The organism is Desulfuromonas sp. TF, assembly GCF_000472285.1.
In the GTDB taxonomy this organism is placed as follows: domain Bacteria; phylum Desulfobacterota; class Desulfuromonadia; order Desulfuromonadales; family ATBO01; genus ATBO01.
This window is the reverse complement of sequence record NZ_KI421415.1, coordinates 174,582-192,507: the sequence shown is the minus strand read 5'-3', so window position 1 is coordinate 192,507 and position 17,926 is coordinate 174,582. Positions and strand designations below refer to the sequence as shown.

16 protein-coding genes are annotated in these 17,926 nt (G+C 58.3%); 12 read left to right on the top strand and 4 right to left on the bottom strand.

Features of this window, described 5'->3' with window-relative positions; genetic code table 11:
* Positions 1–67: 67 nt before the first annotated feature.
* A complete protein-coding gene (locus tag DTF_RS0106650) occupies positions 68–1,423 on the bottom strand; it encodes a DUF2254 domain-containing protein (RefSeq protein WP_027714690.1) in 1,356 nt (451 codons plus the stop codon).
* 201 nt (positions 1,424–1,624) lie between these two features.
* On the opposite strand from DTF_RS0106650, the gene DTF_RS0106645 reads away from it, so the two are divergent.
* From DTF_RS0106645 to DTF_RS0106630, 4 genes are all read left to right on the top strand, one after another.
* Positions 1,625–2,734: a radical SAM protein gene (locus tag DTF_RS0106645; RefSeq protein WP_027714689.1), complete on the top strand. Its 1,110-nt coding sequence runs from the start codon at positions 1,625–1,627 to the stop codon at positions 2,732–2,734.
* 92 nt (positions 2,735–2,826) lie between these two features.
* Positions 2,827–3,855 (top strand): uroporphyrinogen decarboxylase, encoded by a 1,029-nt coding sequence (hemE, locus tag DTF_RS0106640; RefSeq protein WP_027714688.1) that lies wholly within the window; start codon positions 2,827–2,829, stop codon positions 3,853–3,855.
* Positions 3,856–3,944: 89 nt separating this feature from the next.
* The gene (gene hemH / locus DTF_RS0106635; protein ID WP_027714687.1) at positions 3,945–4,922 is read left to right on the top strand and encodes a ferrochelatase; all 978 of its coding nucleotides are present in this window, start codon (positions 3,945–3,947) and stop codon (positions 4,920–4,922) included.
* A 24-nt stretch (positions 4,923–4,946) separates the two neighbouring features.
* Positions 4,947–5,132 carry a hypothetical protein gene (locus DTF_RS0106630; protein ID WP_027714686.1) on the top strand — a complete coding sequence of 62 codons (186 nt, stop codon included), beginning with the start codon at positions 4,947–4,949 and terminating at the stop codon, positions 5,130–5,132.
* Here the strand turns inward: DTF_RS0106630 and DTF_RS25295 are convergent.
* Entirely contained in the window at positions 5,123–7,945 is a 2,823-nt protein-coding gene (locus DTF_RS25295) for a diguanylate cyclase domain-containing protein (protein WP_155890735.1), read from the bottom strand. The two genes, DTF_RS0106630 and DTF_RS25295, sit on opposite strands and share 10 nt — an antisense overlap.
* A gap of 187 nt (positions 7,946–8,132) precedes the next feature.
* The gene (locus tag DTF_RS0106620) at positions 8,133–9,029 is read right to left on the bottom strand and encodes a DnaJ C-terminal domain-containing protein (protein ID WP_027714684.1); all 897 of its coding nucleotides are present in this window, start codon (positions 9,027–9,029) and stop codon (positions 8,133–8,135) included.
* A gap of 176 nt (positions 9,030–9,205) precedes the next feature.
* Here DTF_RS0106620 and DTF_RS0106615 point away from each other — a divergent pair, with 176 nt between their 5' ends.
* The 6 genes from DTF_RS0106615 to hemG all read left to right on the top strand — a co-directional run bounded on the left by DTF_RS0106615 (position 9,206) and on the right by hemG (position 13,264).
* Positions 9,206–9,610, top strand: a complete 405-nt coding sequence (locus DTF_RS0106615; protein WP_051361037.1) for a PA2779 family protein — start codon at positions 9,206–9,208, stop codon at positions 9,608–9,610.
* 26 nt (positions 9,611–9,636) lie between these two features.
* A complete protein-coding gene (locus tag DTF_RS22295) occupies positions 9,637–10,041 on the top strand; it encodes a PA2779 family protein (RefSeq protein ID WP_051361035.1) in 405 nt (134 codons plus the stop codon).
* The gene (locus DTF_RS26010) at positions 10,038–10,571 is read left to right on the top strand and encodes a cysteine peptidase family C39 domain-containing protein (RefSeq protein ID WP_081702833.1); all 534 of its coding nucleotides are present in this window, start codon (positions 10,038–10,040) and stop codon (positions 10,569–10,571) included. Before DTF_RS22295 ends, DTF_RS26010 begins: the two co-directional genes overlap by 4 nt.
* A gap of 3 nt (positions 10,572–10,574) precedes the next feature.
* Positions 10,575–11,123, top strand: coding sequence for a tetratricopeptide repeat protein (locus DTF_RS22285; RefSeq protein WP_051361029.1), 549 nt, complete (start codon positions 10,575–10,577; stop codon positions 11,121–11,123).
* Positions 11,124–11,266: 143 nt separating this feature from the next.
* Positions 11,267–11,695: a MarR family winged helix-turn-helix transcriptional regulator gene (locus DTF_RS0106595; protein WP_027714682.1), complete on the top strand. Its 429-nt coding sequence runs from the start codon at positions 11,267–11,269 to the stop codon at positions 11,693–11,695.
* Between the two features lie 159 nt (positions 11,696–11,854).
* Positions 11,855–13,264 carry a protoporphyrinogen oxidase gene (gene hemG, locus DTF_RS0106590; RefSeq protein WP_027714681.1) on the top strand — a complete coding sequence of 470 codons (1,410 nt, stop codon included), beginning with the start codon at positions 11,855–11,857 and terminating at the stop codon, positions 13,262–13,264.
* On the opposite strand, the gene DTF_RS27110 is transcribed toward hemG, so the two are convergent.
* The gene (locus tag DTF_RS27110) at positions 13,248–13,457 is read right to left on the bottom strand and encodes a hypothetical protein (protein WP_162148602.1); all 210 of its coding nucleotides are present in this window, start codon (positions 13,455–13,457) and stop codon (positions 13,248–13,250) included. The two genes, hemG and DTF_RS27110, sit on opposite strands and share 17 nt — an antisense overlap.
* Here DTF_RS27110 and DTF_RS25285 point away from each other — a divergent pair.
* Together DTF_RS25285 and DTF_RS22270 are read left to right on the top strand one after the other, a co-directional pair.
* Positions 13,456–15,198: an ATP-binding protein gene (locus tag DTF_RS25285; protein ID WP_162148601.1), complete on the top strand. Its 1,743-nt coding sequence runs from the start codon at positions 13,456–13,458 to the stop codon at positions 15,196–15,198. The two genes, DTF_RS27110 and DTF_RS25285, sit on opposite strands and share 2 nt — an antisense overlap.
* 230 nt (positions 15,199–15,428) lie before the next feature.
* Positions 15,429–17,926 (top strand): diguanylate cyclase domain-containing protein (locus tag DTF_RS22270; RefSeq protein ID WP_193352688.1); only part of this gene is annotated, 2,498 nt, incomplete at its 3' end.

The following is a 17,926-nucleotide window of genomic DNA, read 5'->3' as shown; positions in this document are numbered from 1 at the left end:
AAAGGCGAGCTGAATGCCCGCCTTTTCTTTTGGGGAAGGGGGAAGACCGATCGCGATGGCCGCGCATTCAGCCTGCCTCCCCGCTCAATCCGAACCTTTCCTCCATCACCTGAAAAATTCTCAGAAACCGGGCGTGGACGGTCTTGCGGTCTTCCGCCTCGGGCAGGCTTTCGCTTCCTCTTTCGATCATCACCGCCTGGCGCAGGAGCGGCTGGCGCTGTTCCTCGCCGTGGGTGTAGGGAAGAATTGCCGCGATCGTCTCCAGAAGCCGGATGACAACGGAGGCGTAGGTCCTGCCGTGCTGACGTATCTGGTCGAAAGCGGCATCCACGATGCCGGCGATATCGGGACGCATGGCGATGAGACGAAGATTGTCTTCGCCATCGAAGCGGTAGGATGAAAGAGGGACTCTTTCAACCATTTCGCGCAGTGCCGAACCGAGATGGTCGATGCAGCTGATGGCGGTAAAGGGGTCATTGATGCCCGGCGAGAGGGCGCGGACAGCGACTTCGACCAGCTCCTTGATCAGGAACTCGATATCCTGTTCCGGGCTTCGCCGGGAGCCGAAGATGAAGGCTTTGCCAACGCTCTTCGAGAGGTCCGTCAAGTTGCCCTTTTCAGCCGGCCACGCCTTGGCAAGTGTTTCTCCCCGGACGACGAAATGTCCCGGACGGCATTCGAGGCGAAGTAGTATTTTTTTCTCCCTCGCCATTTCGAAAAGGCCTTTTTCGTCGATCGCCTGGATGTACCCATACCGGTCGCTCCGCAGCGAAACCGAATCTTCCTCGAAATCCCCGGGGATTTTTGCTCCCGCCAGTTCATCCTGCCATCTTTCGTCCAGTTCACCGGCCCGATCCGAAAACTGTCTTTCGATGGCGTGGTGCAGGGAACCGCTGACGTTGGAGATCACCGTCATGGCCTGAATCGAGTCGGCGGCGTGATGAATGAAGAAGATGAGGATGCCCACGCTGAAGACCGCCAGGAGGAACGCAATCAGAATGGAGATCTGGGGGATGAACAGGTTCTGCCCGCTGCCGTGGATGGTGCGCAGCACCAGCAGGCAATAGAGATACGTCGCAATAAAGGTCCCGAAGACGAACTGGTTGCTGCGGTCGCGCATGAAATTGCTGAGCAGCCGCGGCCCGAATTGCTGGGAGGCGAGAGAGAGGGCGACGATGGTCACCGAGAAGACGACGCCGGTGACCGTGATCGTGGCGCCGGCGACGGTTGACAGGATGAGGCGGGAGCCTTCGGCCTGTTGGGCGGGAAACCATCGCAGGTTTTCAATCAATTTGGCACCCAGCCGGCGATCCATCGTCAGTGCGCCGAAAGAGAGGGCCACCGCTCCGATCGCCATCAGGCTGGGAATGAACCAGTAGCTGGAACGAAGTTTTTCCCACAAGTTGAGAAGTTTGGTTCTCATGGGGAAAGAATAGCAACAAACGGGGATGTCGCACCTGTTCGGGGGCCGTGATGTAGCCCTTACGGGGAGGGGGTCGGCCATATGGCCGGAAAATCGGGGCTGCGGAGGGCGTGAATCCTTGTCTTTTCGGCTCGTTCTGGTGTAAAGTGGCCCCGGTAAGTTTCTTGCATCAAACGGCGCAACCCTCGCCAAGGAGTTGAAATGTCCGCAAATACTGAACAGTATATTCCCAAGTGGCTTGCCTGGGAAACCACCCAGCGTTGTAATCTCAATTGCGTGCACTGCCGCTGCTCCTCCGACTTGGATTCCTCGGAAGGGGATTTCACCACCGATGAAGCCTTCAAGCTGATCGACGACATCTGCGAAATCTCCAAGCCTGTCATGGTTCTCTCCGGCGGCGAACCGCTGATGCGCAAGGATATTTTCGAGATCGCCCGCTATGGAACCTCCAAGGGGCTGCGCATGTGCATGGCCACCAACGGGACCCTCATCACCGAAGAGGTATGCCGGCAGATGAAGGAGGCCGACATCAAGATGGTCTCCCTCTCCCTCGATGGCTCAAACGCCGCCGTGCACGACGATTTCCGCAGCTGCCCCGGCGCTTTCGACGGGGTGGTGCGCGGCGCCGAGACCCTCAAACGCAACGGCATCAAGTTCCTCGTCAACTCCTCCTTCACCAGGCGCAACCAGCACGATATCGGTGCCACCTTCCGGACGGCCAAGGGGCTGGGGGCGACCGCCTGGTACATGTTCATGATCGTCCCCACCGGCCGTGGCGAGGAGATCATGAACGAGCTCATCTCCAAAGAGGACTACGAGGAGATCCTGGCCTGGCACTACAGGCAGGAGAAGGAGGAGAGCGAGATTCTCATGCGCCCCACCTGCGCGCCTCACTACTACCGGATCGTGCCGCAGATGGCCAAGGCCGAAGGGGTCGCCTTCGAGCGTCGCTCGCTCACCTTCTCCACCGGAGGCGGTAAGGGGTGCATCGCCGCGCAGACCATCTGTCTTATCGACTGCTTCGGCAATCTCAAGCCCTGTTCCTATTTTCACTCCTCCGTCGGCAACGTTAAGCAGGTCCCTTTCCGCGATCTCTGGTTCAACTCCAAGGTCTTCAACGATCTGCGTGACTTCAAGAAGTACAGCGGCAAGTGCGGCGAGTGCGAATTCGTCAACGTCTGCGGCGGCTGTCGGGCACGGGCCGACGCGGTCTACGGCGACTACATGGCCGAGGAGCCTTTCTGCAATTACATTCCGGAGCGCACCCGCAAACGGATGGAGAAGGAAGCGGCGGAAAACGCGGCGAAATGATTTGACGTAGGGGCGGGGTCGCCCCGCCCCAGGGCAGGGGAACCCTGCCCCTACAGATTATTGCCATCAATTCCCACAGGAGGATTTTTTAAATGACCACCGAATACGATTTCATCAAGGCCTGTTGGGGCCAGCCCGTCGATCGCACTCCCGTCTGGCTGATGCGCCAGGCCGGCCGCTATCTTCCCCAGTACATGGAAGTGCGCAGGAAAGTCAGCTTTCTCGAGCTGTGCAAGACCCCCGAGCTGGCCGCCGAAGTCACCATCCAGCCGATCGACTATCTCGGCGCCGATGCCGCCATCCTCTTCTCCGACATCCTTACCCCGGTGGAGCCGATGGGGCTCAAGCTCGATTTCGTTCCCGGGCCGGTCTTTGAAAATCCGGTGCGCACCAAAGCCGATATCGATGCGCTGCGCATTCCGGTAATGGAGGAGGACGTCCCCTACGTCCTGGAGACGATCAGGATCCTGCGCCGCGAGTTCGAAGGGCGCGTTCCGCTGATCGGCTTCGGCGGGGCCCCTTTTACTCTGGCCTGCTACATGGTCGAAGGGAAGGGGAGCAAGGACTTCGCCCAGATCAAGCGCATGATGTACGGAGAGCCGGAGCTCTACGCGGCGCTCATGGACAAGATCACCGAAATGGACCGCCAGTACCTCAACGCTCAGATCGCGGCGGGCGCCCAGGCAATCCAGATTTTCGACACTTGGGGAGGGATCGTTTCTCCTTTGGATTACGAAAGGTACATCCTTCCCTATACCAGGAAACTTATCGACGGCCTTGACCGCGACGGTATCCCCGTCATCCATTTCGTCAAAGGGGCCGGCACCATGCTCGATGTGGTCAGGAAAGCCGGCAGCGACGTTGTTGGACTCGACTGGCACATCTCCCTGGGAAAAGCGCGGGATATTCTCGGTGCCGAAATCGCCGTCCAGGGGAACCTCGATCCGACGGTCCTCTATGCTCCCAAGGCGCACATCGAGAAAGAGGTGAAGCGGATTCTCGACGAGAACGCCGGCCGCCCGGGGCATATTTTCAATCTCGGCCACGGCATTCTTCCCACCGTCGATCCCGAGCACGCCCGGTTCATGGTCGAGTGCGTGCACCGCTTGAGCAGCAAGTAACAAGGTGAGAGGTGAGAGGTAAGACGCAAGATGTGACCTCTCTCGGGTTTTTACCTCTCACCTCTCACTTCTAACGTCTAACGGATTTTATGGACCCTGAAAACTCTACCGGGCTGGTGCTGCTCAATATGGGCGGCCCCGATTCGCTCGATTCCATCGAACCTTTCCTGTACAATCTTTTCTCGGATCGAGATCTGATCCATCTGCCCCTCGGCGCGATGCTGCAGCGTCCCTTTGCCCGTCTGATCTCACATTTTCGAGCCAGGCGTGTTCGGGAAAACTACCGGATCATCGGCGGCAGCTCACCCCTGCTGAAATGGACGAATCTGCAGGCCCGGGCGATTGCGACGGAGATGGGCCCGGCTTTCCGCCCCTATGTTGCCATGCGCTACTGGCATCCCGATGCCCGGGAGACTCTGCGCCGGATGGCCGCCGACGGCGTGGAACGGGCCGTAGTCCTCTCCATGTATCCTCATTTTACCGGCGCCACGACAGGGAGCAGCCTCAATGATTTTCGCCGCGCCGTCGCCTCGGTGCATCCTTCGCTGAAGTACTCGGTGATCGAGCACTGGTATGACTGGCCCGGATATCTCGATGCGCTGGCGAGACGGGTGCGGGAAGGTCTGGCGAAATTTCCCGCCGAAATGCACGACCGGGTGCAGATCCTTTTTTCCGCACATGCCCTGCCGCAGAAGTTCATCGACCGCGGCGATCCCTATCTGGAACATGTTCTGTCCACGGTCAAGGGGACGATGCAGAGGGTCGGGGAGCGAAACTGGCACCTCGGATTCCAGAGTCGCAGCGGGCCGGTTCGCTGGATGGAGCCGGATACGGTCGAGGTGCTGGACCGTCTGGCCACCGACGGAGTCGAAGCGGTTCTGATGGTTCCCATCTCCTTTGTCTCCGATCACATCGAAACTCTTCACGAGATCGACATCGAATACCTGGATCATGCACGCAAACAGGGAATCCGCCACTTTCATCGGATGCCCTCTCTCAATGACCATCCCGATTTCATCGGCGCCATGGCGGCGCTGGTGACCGACCATCTGGATCGAAACAAATGAATCCGGAAAATTGAGGTTTTCAGAATGAAGAAAGAGTGCAAGGTCTGCGCTCAGCCCTTTGATCCGGAAGCAGCCGCTGCCGACCCGGCCCAGGAGGCCGGTGCATTTCTGGCCCGGGAACTTTATGAGGATGCCGGCGAGCTGTGTCAGCGGTGTCTGGCAAGCCGGGGAACTCTGGGGATGATGTACTGTCGGGAGTTTTACGGGTAGGAAGGGGCCGGCTCATCCTGGATAATTATTTCTGAAGAGTAGAAGCTGAAGGCTTTCCGGCCGCTCTCCTTGGCCCGGTACATGGCCAGGTCGGCCTTTTTCATCAAGGTGGCGGTATCGGTGCCGTCCTCGGGATAAAAAGCAATGCCGATGGAGGCGGAGATACGTCCTTCGCCGCCGGGGAGCTGAAACGGATCGTCCAGCACGGCCAGGATGCGCTGCGCCACGGCGCTGACGTGCGGAGGCTCGACAACCCGGGGCATGATGACTGTGAATTCATCCCCTCCCATGCGGGCGATCGTATCGGTTTTGCGCAACAGACCGCAGAGCCTTGAAGCCGTCTGCCGGAGCAGTTCATCCCCCGCATCATGCCCCAGGGTGTCATTAATTTCCTTGAAATGATCGAGGTCGATGAAAAGAAGGGCGACATGGTACTTTTCCCGTTCGGCCCGGTCCAGATTCTGCTGCAGGCGGTCCTGGAAGAGCAGGCGGTTGGGAATCCCCGTCAGGGGGTCGAAGTTGGCCTGGCGCCAGATTTTCTCCTGCAGCTCCTTTCGCTCGGTGATGTCCCGTAGAATAGTCTGCACTGACCAGCGGCCTTCGTAAAAGACGGGTGTGGAAGCCGCTTCGATGTCGATGGCCGTGCCGTCCAGGCGCATGATTTTCCCTTCCGTGTATTCCTTGTTTTCCCGCTGATCTTCAACAAGAGTGATGCCTTCCCCAAAGGTCTCGCGGAAATCGGGATGAACGAGGTCCTGGATCTCCGCCCCTTCCAGATCTTCCGGTGTTGAGGATGCGAAAAGCCGGCTCGCCTCGTGATTTCCGAAGACGATTGTGCCCCCCCGGTGGACAAGAATGGCATCAGGCAGGCGTTCGATAAGGGTCCGATAGCTGGCTTCGCTTTCCTGGAGGGCCTCCTCTACCTGCTTGACGTGGGTCAGGTCGTGCAGGGTTTCAATGACGGCGATGATTTCGCCCTTCTGGTTACGGATCGGCGCCGCCTCGAAGAGAAGGTAGCGGCGCTTGCCGCCGATATTCGGGAACCATCCTTCCGCCTGCAGACCGTCTGGTATCAGAGGCGAGTTGGCATAGCTTTCGTAAAGATCGAGCGTCTGCTCAAGGCGGTCGTCAAGAATCAGGTCGGCAAGGCAGGGGCGCTTCACCGGATAGAAAGCCTTCCAGTGCTGACTGGTACCAAGGACCTCGGTGATGGAAATGCCGGTGAGCTCTTCGCAGGCGCGCGTCCAGTTGAGGACCGTGTGGTTTCTGTCGAGCACGAAACAGGGGACCGCCGAATTCTGCAGCAGATTTTCAGTGAATTCCCGCTGCTCGTTCAGGGCAAGCTCGATCGCCTTTCGCTGGGTGATATCGAGGATAGTTCCGACCATCCCAGCAGGCTCGCCGGAGGCATTATGGAATACGGCCTTGTAAAAAAGAACATTGCGTCGTGAGCTGTCCGCATAAGTCATCGTATGTTCAAAGATCTGGAAATCCCCCGCCTCCTGGTGGAAAAGTTCCCGGTCGGAGGCCGCGTAGGCAGCCGCCTGCGCCGCGTCGGCGACATCGTGAACCGTCCGGCCGACGATCTCATTCCGGGATCGGCCGTGAACCTGTTCGAAGGCGCGGTTGCATCCAAGGTATACACCCTCGGTACTCTTGTAGTAGACGGGATTGGGTATGGTGTCGAGCAGGTTCTGGAGAAAAGTCAGTTGATTCTGAACGATCCGCTTTTGCTCATCGGTTTCAACCATCAGCTGATTGAACGCTTCCGCCAGAAGGGCGATCTCGTCCCGGGTCCTGACCCGGAGCGGCTCCCGGGTGTTCTCGCCGGTGGATATTTTGCGGACATGGCCGATGAACTCTCGAAGAGGGTGGGTCAACCGTCGCATTGTCAGCCAGACAAGCAGGGTGGAAAACCCCAGCGCTAGTACCATGCCCGCAGCAAACAGAAGGCGGGCCCTCTGAACGGCGGCGAAAGCCTCTGACCAGGGATAGTTGGCGGCGAGAATCCAGTTGACGTTTCTGAGATGCTTGAAGGTGGCCAGGAAGTGAAGGCCCCGGCTGTTGACCGTTTCTCCGCTCCCCTCAAAACCTTCGATGGCGTGGTCGAAAAGAACATTTGCACCGGGCGGGACGTCCTGACGCAGGATGCGGGACGGGTCCGGGTGCATGATCATCATCCGGTCGGTATTATAGAGGTAGAGATACCCCGTCTCCCCGATACGGACATCCCGGAGGCGTCCCAGAATGTTCTCCCGGGTCAGGTCCAGACTGCCGGCCAGGACGCCGACGAGTCGGCCGTCGGCATCCTTAATCGGAGCGGTGAAGTTGAGAGCGGGATGGTTGTGCGCCTGGCTGGAGAAATAGGGATCGGAGATGATGGGAGCCATGCCGGCGACGGTATCCCGGAAATAATTCCGGAAGGAATAATCCTTTCCGCGCCGGTTCGGCAGGTAGGGAGTTTCCGCCACCAGTCTTCCGTCTGCGGAAAAAAGGAAGATTCCGTTGTCGAATATCGTTCGGATCACCTCCACCCGGGTGTCCAGTATCTCCTGGGCGAAGTCGGAATCGCGGAGGCTTTCCGGAGGGATTGCGGCGGCAGCACGAACGATGGTGTTCTGGGCCAGGGAGATCTGTTCGTCGATCTGCTCGGCGACACTGGTCACCAGGGTAAGCTGGTTTCTGGAAATGGTCTCTACGAATCTGGATTCGAAAAACCGGAGAGCACTGAAACCGACGGCCAGAAGAAGGCTCGCCACCAGCAGGAAGACGGCTCCGGTCATCTTCGCATTAAGGCTGTATCGTATTGGCAAGCCAATTTCTCCGGGCAGTAAGTCCTTCGGGCTTGTGCACAGCGCCTGGACGGCCGGGGCCGGAAAAGATCGCCGACTCGAAAATGATTTAACTGGGGAATTGCGACTTATAGTCGACGCGACAATATAACGTAAATTCCGAAGTTTTAAAAGGAATTTGAGCCGGGTAAGCGTGGTCGGCCTCTTTTTAGAGCCCCTCGTCTCTCAGCTTTTCCACCAGAGCCTTCTGCGCCGGGGTCAGCGTGGTCGGCACCGCCACTTCGATGATGGCAAAGAGGTCCCCCTTGCCCCCTTTGCTACGGTGAGGAGCCCCGAATCCCTTCAAACGGATCTTCCCTCCTCCCGCCATTCCGGCGGGGACCTTGACCCTTTTGGGGCCCTCCAGAGTGGGGACTTCGACGGACGTGCCGAGACAGACGCCGCTGAAAGGGACTTTTACCCTTACCAGCAGATCACTCCCCTCGCGGGTAAAAACCGGGTCGGCATCCACCTCGATCTCCAGGAACAGGTCTCCGGGAGGGCCGCCGGTGGGACTTTTCCCTCCTTTACCGCCCACGCGCAGCTTCTGGCCGGACTCCACCCCTGCCGGGATGCGCACCTGCAGATGCTCCGCCCGTCCGTCCCGGCGATAATCGACGCGCCGTTCACCGCCGAGTATCGCCTGGCGAAAGGGGATCGCAAGGCGGAGGACGAAATCCTGTCCCTTGATGGTCCGCGGCTGGCCGGCCCCATGGAAGGTCGTCCGGCTGCCGTAACCGCCGCCGAAGACATGGCTGAAAACGTCGTCGGTGCCGAATCCGAATTCTCGAAAGATGTCGCCGACGTCGAAGCCGCGGAAAATATCCTCCTGGGAGAACCTCTGGTGAAATCCCGTCTCGCCGAACTGGTCGTACTGCTTACGCTTCTCCGCGTCCGACAGGACGGCATAGGCCTCGGTAATCTCCTTGAACTTCTCCTCGGCTTTTTTGTCGCCGGGGTTCTTGTCCGGGTGATACTTGAGGGCCAGTTTTCGATAGGATTTCTTGATGGCCTCGGCGGTGGCGTCCCGGGGAACGCCGAGGACGGCGTAATAATCTTTGGCCATGAATGCTCCTCAAGTTCGGATTTATCCATCTTCGGATATCAATATAGTTAGCGCGGGAGAACCCGTCAAGGTGGGAGGATAAAAAGGCTTCTCCGATGGAGAACTTGCAGGCAGCTTCTTTTCAGCTAGAATGTAAACACACGATTATACATTATTCCTATATTCGGAGGATGATCATGTACGACAGAAGTCGTTGGGTTCTTGATATCCGCATATGCTGGATGGTGCTCTTCGCGTTCTGCTGTCTTTCCCTGATCCCGGCGAACGGCAGCGCATCGCTGATCGAAAGTCGCCTCTCCGGCGGGGAGTCCCTGATGCAAAGGGAGGCGGAGATCGAAACGATCCGTCAGACCCTGGAGCGGGAAGTGGTTGTTCAGCGGCTTGCCGATTACGGTTTGAGCCCCGAAGAGGTGTCCGCCAAGCTTCCGACCCTGAGCGATGAGCAGCTTCACCAGCTGGCCTCCCTCTCGGAAAGCCTGGGGGAGGGCGGCATTCTCGGAGCGGTGATCGCGATTCTGGTCATCGTTCTGCTGGTGATCGTCATCCTCAAGGTGACCGACAAACAGGTGATCGTCAAATAGTCGAAGGAAAAAAAGGAGAGTCTGATATGTCGTTGCCGCGCCTATGGATACTGGATGCTCGCATCTGCTGGATGGTTCTGATCGCCTTCAGCTTTCTTTCCCTGGTTCCGGCCAACGGGAATACGGCTCTGATCGGCAGTCGACTTGCGGACGGTACCTTCGGCGCCGAAAGACAGGCGCAGATCGAAATGATTCGTCAGGCACTCGAGCAGCAGGTGGTGGCCCAGCGACTGTCCGACTTCGGTCTGTCTCCGGAGGAGGTATCCGCCAAACTTCCGACGATGAGTGATGAACAGCTTCATCAGCTGGCCGGCCTGTCCAAGGATGTGGCGGCCGGCAGCGTCCTCGAGGCGGTCATTGCCGTGCTGCTGATCGTCTTTCTGGTGGTCGTGATCATGAAACTCATGGACAGGGAAATCGTTATCCGGTGATTTTAAGGTTCCTTTTTGCTTTCATGCTGTTGAGCGGGTGCGGCTGCTCCCCCTTTCAGTCGCACCCCGGGAGCCCCGGGCAGCCGGGGCTTCACCTCGTTGAAGAGGTCCCTTTCCGGGCTCAGGAGAGTCGCGACGATTGCGGCCCGGCGGCCCTCGCCTCCCTGCTGGAACACCGAGGCAGACATCTCTCCGTTGCAGAAGTGACCCGGGCCGTTTATACTCCAGCCCTGGAAGGCTCCCTTTTGCCCGATCTGGAGAATTTCGCCCGCGCTCAGGGATTCGTCACCCGCTCCGGACGCGGCGACCTGCCCTTGCTTCGGCGGCAGATCGATGCAGGACGCCCAGTGCTGATCCCTGTGGAAACGGGATTCTGGGTGGCGACCCGGCCCCATTACCTCGTCGTTTTCGGTTACGGAGCCGAAGGTTTTCTGGCCCATGCCGGAATTCAAGAGGGGGTCTTCGTCAAGTCCGACGACCTTCTTGCACGGTGGGAGAAGATGAATCATCTTTACCTCTATCTGGAATAGCCCATGCGTTTTCCGATACTTCTAATCGTTTTTCTTCTTGCCGGCTGCTCCCTGCCGCGGATCATCGTTCTCAACGATCCGCTGGACGCCCGACAGCATAACGACCTGGGAGTGTCGTACCAGCAGCGGGGCGAAATAGATCTGGCCCTGCGCGAGTATGAACGTGCCGCTGAAATGGCAGACGAATGGGCCCGGCCGTTGATCAATCGGGGAAATGTTCTGGCGGCCCGCGGCGACTTGCGGCAGGCCGGGAAGAGCTATCTGCTCGCCCTGCGCCGCGAAGCGGATAATGCTGAGGCCATGAACAACCTGGCCTGGGTTCTCCTTCAGTCCGGAGAGGCGGAAAAAGCGCTCGAATGGGCGGAAAGAGCCGCTGTTGAAACACCCCGGGACGGCGCCGTTCTCGACACCCTGGCTGCGGTCCAGATAGCTCGCCAGGACTATTCCTCCGCCCGACTGACCCTTGCCCGTGCTCTTCTCCTCGAACTCGATCCCCACCTTCGAGAAGAATTCCAGCAGAAGCAGGCCTTTCTCGATGAGAAGGGCGAGTAGTGGTCGGAAATTTCCGGATGACGGATGACAGGTCCGTCCACTCTCGTCTCATCGCTCCTCACGCCTCACTCCTGAAATAATCCTTGACCGGAAAATTTCTGCGGGCTAATATTTCGGCAATCGAAATGTTAGGAGTTTAAAAAGTGGAACGTATTGAAAGGATTGCCAGCCTCTATCCGCTTCTCATGGGGCGGATGGGGCGATTAAGGAGCCTGGTCCATGAAGGGATGGACCTGACCTACAACCAGTACAAGACTTTGCTGACCATTGCCGACCGGAGGGAGTGTTCGCTGGGGGATCTGGCCCGGGAACTGGGGGTCGCCATGAGCAGCGCCAGCCAGATGGTCGACCGACTCGTCGGCGAGGGGGTGGTCGAGAGGAATCTGGATGAGGCCAACCGGCGCCAGGTAATCATTCGTCTCACCGACAACGGCGAGGATCTGATCGCCAAGCTTCGACAGGGGATTATCGATGGGTACCGAAGAGTCCTGGCGAAGATGTCCGATGAGGAGCAGGAGGAGTTGGTCGGATCCTTTGAAACCATAGCCCGCCTGCTCGGCAGACTGACCTGACAGGATGTCAATGGTTTTCAGGCTGAGCAAAAATGTCCAGATGCAAGGCGCCTGAAATCCTGAGGAATGAGGGGTACCTGGACGGTACGTCGTTGACGAAGGATGAAGCCAACGCAACAGATGGGCGTTTTTCATCAGTCTGTCAAGAAAGGAGCGAGAATGACTAGAATCGCCATCATCGGTGCCGGAATTTCCGGCCTCTCCACAGCTCATGCCATTCAGCGTCAGGCCGCCGCGGCCGGCATTGCGGTCGAGATCGTGCTTCTGGAAAAGAAAGACCGCATTGGGGGCAAAATCTGGAGCCTTAAGGAAAACGGCTTTCTCTGCGAATGGGGGCCCAACGGTTTTCTAGACAACAAGCCGATGACCCTGGAGCTATGCGATCGCCTCGGAATTCGCGATCGCCTGTTGCGGTCCAGCGACAACGCGCGCAAGCGCTTCATTTATTCGGAAGGGGTCCTGCACCGACTTCCTGAAAACGGTCCCAGCTTCCTCAAGTCCAGCCTCATCTCGTGGCCCGGCAAGGCGCGCCTGGCAGGCGAGATTCTGGTTCCGCCCCGCCGAGGCGAAGGCGACGAAAGCCTGGCCGATTTCGCCCGCCGCCGTCTGGGAAGCGAGGCGCTCGACAAGCTCATCGCGCCGATGGTGGCAGGCATCTTCGCCGGAGACCCGGAGACCATGAGCCTCAAAAGCTGTTTCCCCCGCATCAACGAGCTGGAGCGCGAATACGGGGGGCTGATCAAGGCCATGGTCAAACTGGCCAGAAAGAAGAAAGCAGAAATAAGGGAAGGGAAGGCGGTAGCCAGCGCCGCAGGTCCCGGCGGCATTCTTACGTCCTTTCGCGGCGGCATCCAGGAACTGACCGACGGCACGGCCGCCGCTCTCGGCGGCGAGGTGCGCACCGACGCCGGAGTGGTGGGGATTCTCCCCAGGAAGGAGGGGTTCGAGCTTCATCTGGAGGACGGCGGAACGCTCGACGCCGATATCGTGGTCAGCGCCGCCCCCGCTCACGCCCTGGCGGCGATGACCTCGGAAACCCTTCCCTCTCTCGCCGAAATTCTGAACCAGATCCCCTATGCGCCGATGAACGTGGTCTGCTTCGGTTACCAGCGGCAGAAGATCGCTCGAGACCTGGACGGATTCGGCTATCTCATCCCCAGGAAAGAAAGGAAAAGCATCCTCGGCACCCTCTGGGACTCCTCCATCTTCCCCCACCGCGCTCCCGAAGGCCATGTGCTGCTGCGCTCCATGATGGGAGGGGCGACCAACCCCGGCGCCATCGATCTGGCCGAAAGAGAAGTCAAGGCGCGGGTCATGGCCGATCTGGAGGAGATCATGGGAATCGACGTCGAGCCGGACTTCGTCCGCATCTTCCGCCACCGGCAGGCCATCCCCCAGTACACGGTCGGCCACGGGAAGAGGCTCCTCGCCCTGGACGATTGCCTCGGCGGCACCCCGGGACTCTTCCTGACCGGCAACGCCTTCTCCGGCGTCGGTCTCAATGACTGTGTCAACTCTTCCAATCAGATCGCCGCGAGAGTGGTGGCGTTCGTCAAAGAGAATAAATAATCGCCGGAAGTGAATGCTTACGACAACCCGTCATCACAGGAAATTCCCGGGGTTTGCCGAACGGCTTACGCTTTTTCCCGCCTGCGAAGATGCCATATTTGCCGGAGCCTGCAAAGATGACCGAAAACCTGACCATCAAGAGTCGATTGTTTCTGACGATTTTATTGATCTTTCTGGCCAGCACAACGTTCATGGGTTTTTTTTCTTACAGCCGGCAGGTCAATCAGCTTGAAGAAAGCGTGAAGGATCTGGCAAAAAATCAGTACCGGCTGTTTCAGTCGATTCTGGAGGCCGATGCGGAAGGACTTGCCAGGGCCCAGACGGGTCTGACGCGCCTTGAGCCTCTGTTGATACCTTTTGCGGGAAAAGACAGAGCCCGGCTCCTGGCTGCAACAAACCCTGTTTTCGAAGAACTTAAACGAAACCACAGCATCACCCACATGTACTTCGTCGAACCGGATGGCACGGTTTTTCTCCGGGCCCACGCCCCGGAGCAGCATGGCGACAGCCTGACGAGGGCCACCTATTTCAAGGCCGCCGAAAGCAGGAAGACGGTCACCGGACTGGAAATGGGGCGGAATTTTTTCTCCTTGCGATGTGTCGAACCGCTCTTTCACCAGGGAGAGCTGATCGGCTACATGGAGGTGGCCGAGGAGATCGACCATGTTTTCGAGCGGATGAAGGCGATTACCGGAAACGACGTCAGCCTTTTCCTGACCCAGGCGTTTCTCCAAAGCTATCAGATGGATTTTCAGACAAAACAGGTCGATGGTTTTACCGTCCTCTATCCGACCGACAGAGAGGTTTCCCAGCAGTTGGCCGCAAATTCCATCGAACTCATGAGGGAAGGGCTGGAAAAATTCTCCGTATCGATCGTCGAACTGAACGGGAAAAAATACGCCGTCGGCATGGGACCCTTCCAGGACGCCTTCGGCGCGACGGGCGGGATATTGTTTTCACAGCGGGATCTTACTCCCCTTTACTCTGCCATGTGGAAAGGGATCATGACCAGCATTACGGTCTTCTCCGCGATCTTCTTCGTCTGTTCCGCGCTGTTCTACCTATCGCTCAGAAAAAGCGTGAAGCTGTTCGACGTACTGCGACGCCATATCCAGGCTGTAACCAAAACCTGGGATCTCTCCTGTCCGCTGGAGAGCAACACCTGTGATGAGATCGGCGAACTTGTCGCTGATTTCAACCTGATGAAGGAAGAGATCAGGAAATTGAAGGGCAATCTGGAACTCAGGGCCGAAGAGCTTGCGGCGGCCAACCGGGAACTTGAGGCTTTCAGTTCCTCTGTTTCCCACGATCTGAGGCGGCCGCTCACACGGATTTATACCGCTGCCCAGCTGTTGCAGGACGGGTATTCCGAAAACCTCGATTCGACAGGGGACTTTCTTGTACAGGAAATCTGCAGGGCAAGCGCTGGAATGGAGGAGTTGATCGAAGATCTGCTGATGCTCTCGCGCATCGGCAGGAGCGAGATGCAGAGGGAGAAGGTGGATATAAGTCTTCTGGCCCGCGAAGTTGCAGACGAGGTGCAGTTGATTCAACCGGAGCGAAGAGTCGAGTGGGTCATCCCCTCGGGTTTTGCGGTCAGGGGCGATGGTCACCTTCTGAAAGTGGCGCTCAGAAATCTTCTGGAGAACGCCTGGAAGTTCACCGGTCCGGTTCAACACCCGAAAATCGAAATCGGGATGATTGATCAGCAGGAAAGAAAGGCGATTTTTGTCCGTGACAACGGGGTCGGGTTCGACATGAAGGATGCCGACCGACTTTTCCAGCCTTTTCAGCGACTTCATGATTCAAATGAATTTCCAGGCACGGGGATCGGCCTTGCGACCGTTCAGCGCATCGTCCATCGCCACGGAGGGACGCTGTGGGTAAAAGGAGAAAAGGGAAAAGGAACCACCTTCTTTTTTTCACTCCCCTGAAAAATATCTGCCGCAGAGTATTATTCCCCCAACTTCATTGTAAAAGAAAACTATAACGGTTAAGATTTGGAAGCTAAAAGGCCTCCGGCTCGAATCCGAATGCCGGATCAGCGCAGAGTTGAATCCTTCGCCCCGCGAATCCTCTTGGGATGTAATGAATAAATGTTAAGCTTGACAATGTTGATGATAAAGTTCAAAGCATCTCGAATGCGGCGTGCTGAGGGATTTTGATGAAAAACAGCCGACCGGTTAAACCTGTCAAGATCGATCGGGCATCCCGCTCGATTGCCGGAATCTATCTGTCGATATCGGCATTGTGGATCTTTTTTTCCGATCGGCTGCTGCTCGCCCTTTCCCTGGATCCCACCCAGCTGGCTCGATTTCAGACCCTCAAGGGATGGCTTTTCGTTCTCTTCACGGCGGCTCTGCTGCACCTTCTGGTCCGCCGCACCCTGACCCGGATGCGAATTTTCGAGCAGGACGCCCTGGAGAGCGCGGAGCGATATCGGTATCTCTTCGATAAAAATCCCCACCCCATGTGGATCTACGACCTCGAGACCCTCTCTATACTGGCGGTCAACGGTGCCGCCGTGGCGCATTACGGATATGACCGTGACGAGTTTCTCTCTCTGACCATCAAGGATATCCGTCCCGCCGATGATATCCCGGCATTGCTGAAAAGAACGACGGAGTCAACCGATGGCTTGGGCCGCTCGGGGGTGTGGCGCCATCGGAAGAAGGACGGCACCCTGATCTCCGTGGAAATCACCACGCATGTTCTGGAGTTCGAAGGGCGTCCGGCGAAGCTGGTTCTGGCCCACGACGTGACGGAAACAGTCAAGGCGGAAGAGGGGCTGCGGCGGCTCAACCGGACTCTTCGAGTCCTGTCCCGGTGCAATGAAACGCTTGTGCGGGCCACGGAAGAAAAGGAGCTTCTGCATGGGGTCTGCGACAACCTCGTTACCCTGGGCGGGTATCTGTTCGCCTGGGTCGGCTTTCCAGGCCCGGATGTAGACCGAACGATCGAAATGTCCGCCTTCGCCGGAGAAGACGGCGGGCATTTGCGAAGCCTGAAGTTGAGCTGGCAGGACAACGATCAGGGGCAGGGGCCCACAGCCAGGGCGATCCGGGAGGGCACCACGGTGGTGAGCCGGGACATGCAGACTGACCGCCGCTTCTCCCACATGCGGACGGTGATCGGAGACTTGGGGATTTCCGCCGCCATTTCCCTGCCGCTGCGCTCCGGAGAGGAAATCGTCGGCGCTCTGACTCTCTACAGCACGGATGTTGAGGCTTTTGATCAGGAAGAGGTGAAGCTCCTCTCCGAGCTGGCGGAGGATCTCGCCTACGGCATCGTTTCCCTGCGCACCGCCGTGGCCCGAAAAGAAGCGGAAGAGTCGCTGAAATTGCGCAACCGGGCCATCGAAGCGAGCAGCAACGGCATTATGATCTGCGACGCCAAGGACCCGGAAATGCCGATTCTGTACGTCAACCCTGCTTTCGAACGCATCACCGGTTTCGGCGCCGAAGAGGTGGTCGGCCGCAATCCCCGTTTGCTGTCCGGCGAGGATACGGACCAGAAAGGGGTTATCGATATCCGTGAGTCCATTCATCGTGGCGTGGAAACGGAGGCGGTAGTGCGAAACTACCGCAAGGACGGTTCCCTTTTCTGGAACGAGCTCTCGGTGGCCCCGGTGCGTGATGCGGATGGTGGTGTGAGCCATTACGTGAGCGTCTTCAATGACATCACCGAACGCAAGCGCTATGAGGAGCAGCTCGAGCACCATGCCGGCCACGATCCTCTGACCGACCTGTTGAACCGCAACCTGCTGATCGACCGGCTGGAACAGAGCATCGTCTACGCGAGGCGCTCCCATCGCCTGCTGGCGGTTCTGCTTCTCGATCTCGACCGGTTCAAGGTGATCAATGAAAGTCTGGGTCACGGTCAGGGAGACGAACTGCTGCGGATTGTGGCCAAGCGACTGACCGGATGCGTGCGTCCCGGCGATACGGTGGCACGCCTGGGCGGCGACGAATTCGTCATCGCCCTGGCCGAGGTGGCCGAAGTGGATGATGTGGGGATGATGGGCAGAAAAATCCAGGAGGCCTTGATCCGCCCCTTTCATCTTTCCGGGCGAGAGCTCTTCGTCACCGCCAGCATCGGCATTAGCTTCTATCCCCGGGATGGCGGGGATGGCGAGACCCTGATCCGCAACGCCGATGTCGCCATGTACCGGGCAAAGACGGAAGGAGGAAACCAGTTCCGCTTCTTCGCTCCGGAAATGAACCTGCGGGTGATGGAAACACTGGAGATGGAGGCCGATCTGCGCCGAGCCCTGGAGAGGGATGAGTTTCTCCTGTATTACCAACCGATGGTCGATCTGGCCAGCGGCCGGATCAGCGGCTGTGAAGCCCTGCTCCGCTGGCGCCATCCGGAGAAGGGGCTCGTGCCTCCGGGCGCTTTTATCCCACTGGCTGAGGAAACGGGGCTGATTGTTCCCCTGGGAGACTGGGTGCTGCGGGAGACGTGCCGGCAATTCCGTGAGTGGCGCAAGGCCGGGGTTCCAGTGATCACTATCTCGGTGAATCTTTCCGCCCGTCAATTCAGGCAGGACGATCTGGTCGAGAAGGTTCAGCAAACCATCGAGGATGCCGGCATGGATCCTCAGAAACTGATCCTGGAACTGACCGAAAGCATGATCATGCACGACCCCGCGGGAGCCGCGGA

Excerpts from the sequence above, each read along its gene's own strand:
- DTF_RS0106650 (WP_027714690.1), bottom strand. The coding sequence starts at position 1,423 with ATGAGAACCAAACTTCTCAACTTGTGGGAAAAACTTCGTTCCAGCTAC.
- DTF_RS0106645 (WP_027714689.1), top strand. The coding sequence starts at position 1,625 with ATGTCCGCAAATACTGAACAGTATATTCCCAAGTGGCTTGCCTGGGAA.
- hemE (WP_027714688.1), top strand. The coding sequence starts at position 2,827 with ATGACCACCGAATACGATTTCATCAAGGCCTGTTGGGGCCAGCCCGTC.
- hemH (WP_027714687.1), top strand. The coding sequence starts at position 3,945 with ATGGACCCTGAAAACTCTACCGGGCTGGTGCTGCTCAATATGGGCGGC.
- DTF_RS0106630 (WP_027714686.1), top strand. The coding sequence starts at position 4,947 with ATGAAGAAAGAGTGCAAGGTCTGCGCTCAGCCCTTTGATCCGGAAGCA.
- DTF_RS0106620 (WP_027714684.1), bottom strand. The coding sequence starts at position 9,029 with ATGGCCAAAGATTATTACGCCGTCCTCGGCGTTCCCCGGGACGCCACC.
- DTF_RS0106615 (WP_051361037.1), top strand. The coding sequence starts at position 9,206 with ATGTACGACAGAAGTCGTTGGGTTCTTGATATCCGCATATGCTGGATG.
- DTF_RS22295 (WP_051361035.1), top strand. The coding sequence starts at position 9,637 with ATGTCGTTGCCGCGCCTATGGATACTGGATGCTCGCATCTGCTGGATG.
- DTF_RS22285 (WP_051361029.1), top strand. The coding sequence starts at position 10,575 with ATGCGTTTTCCGATACTTCTAATCGTTTTTCTTCTTGCCGGCTGCTCC.
- hemG (WP_027714681.1), top strand. The coding sequence starts at position 11,855 with ATGACTAGAATCGCCATCATCGGTGCCGGAATTTCCGGCCTCTCCACA.
- DTF_RS25285 (WP_162148601.1), top strand. The coding sequence starts at position 13,456 with ATGGGTTTTTTTTCTTACAGCCGGCAGGTCAATCAGCTTGAAGAAAGC.
- DTF_RS27110 (WP_162148602.1), bottom strand. The coding sequence starts at position 13,457 with ATGAACGTTGTGCTGGCCAGAAAGATCAATAAAATCGTCAGAAACAAT.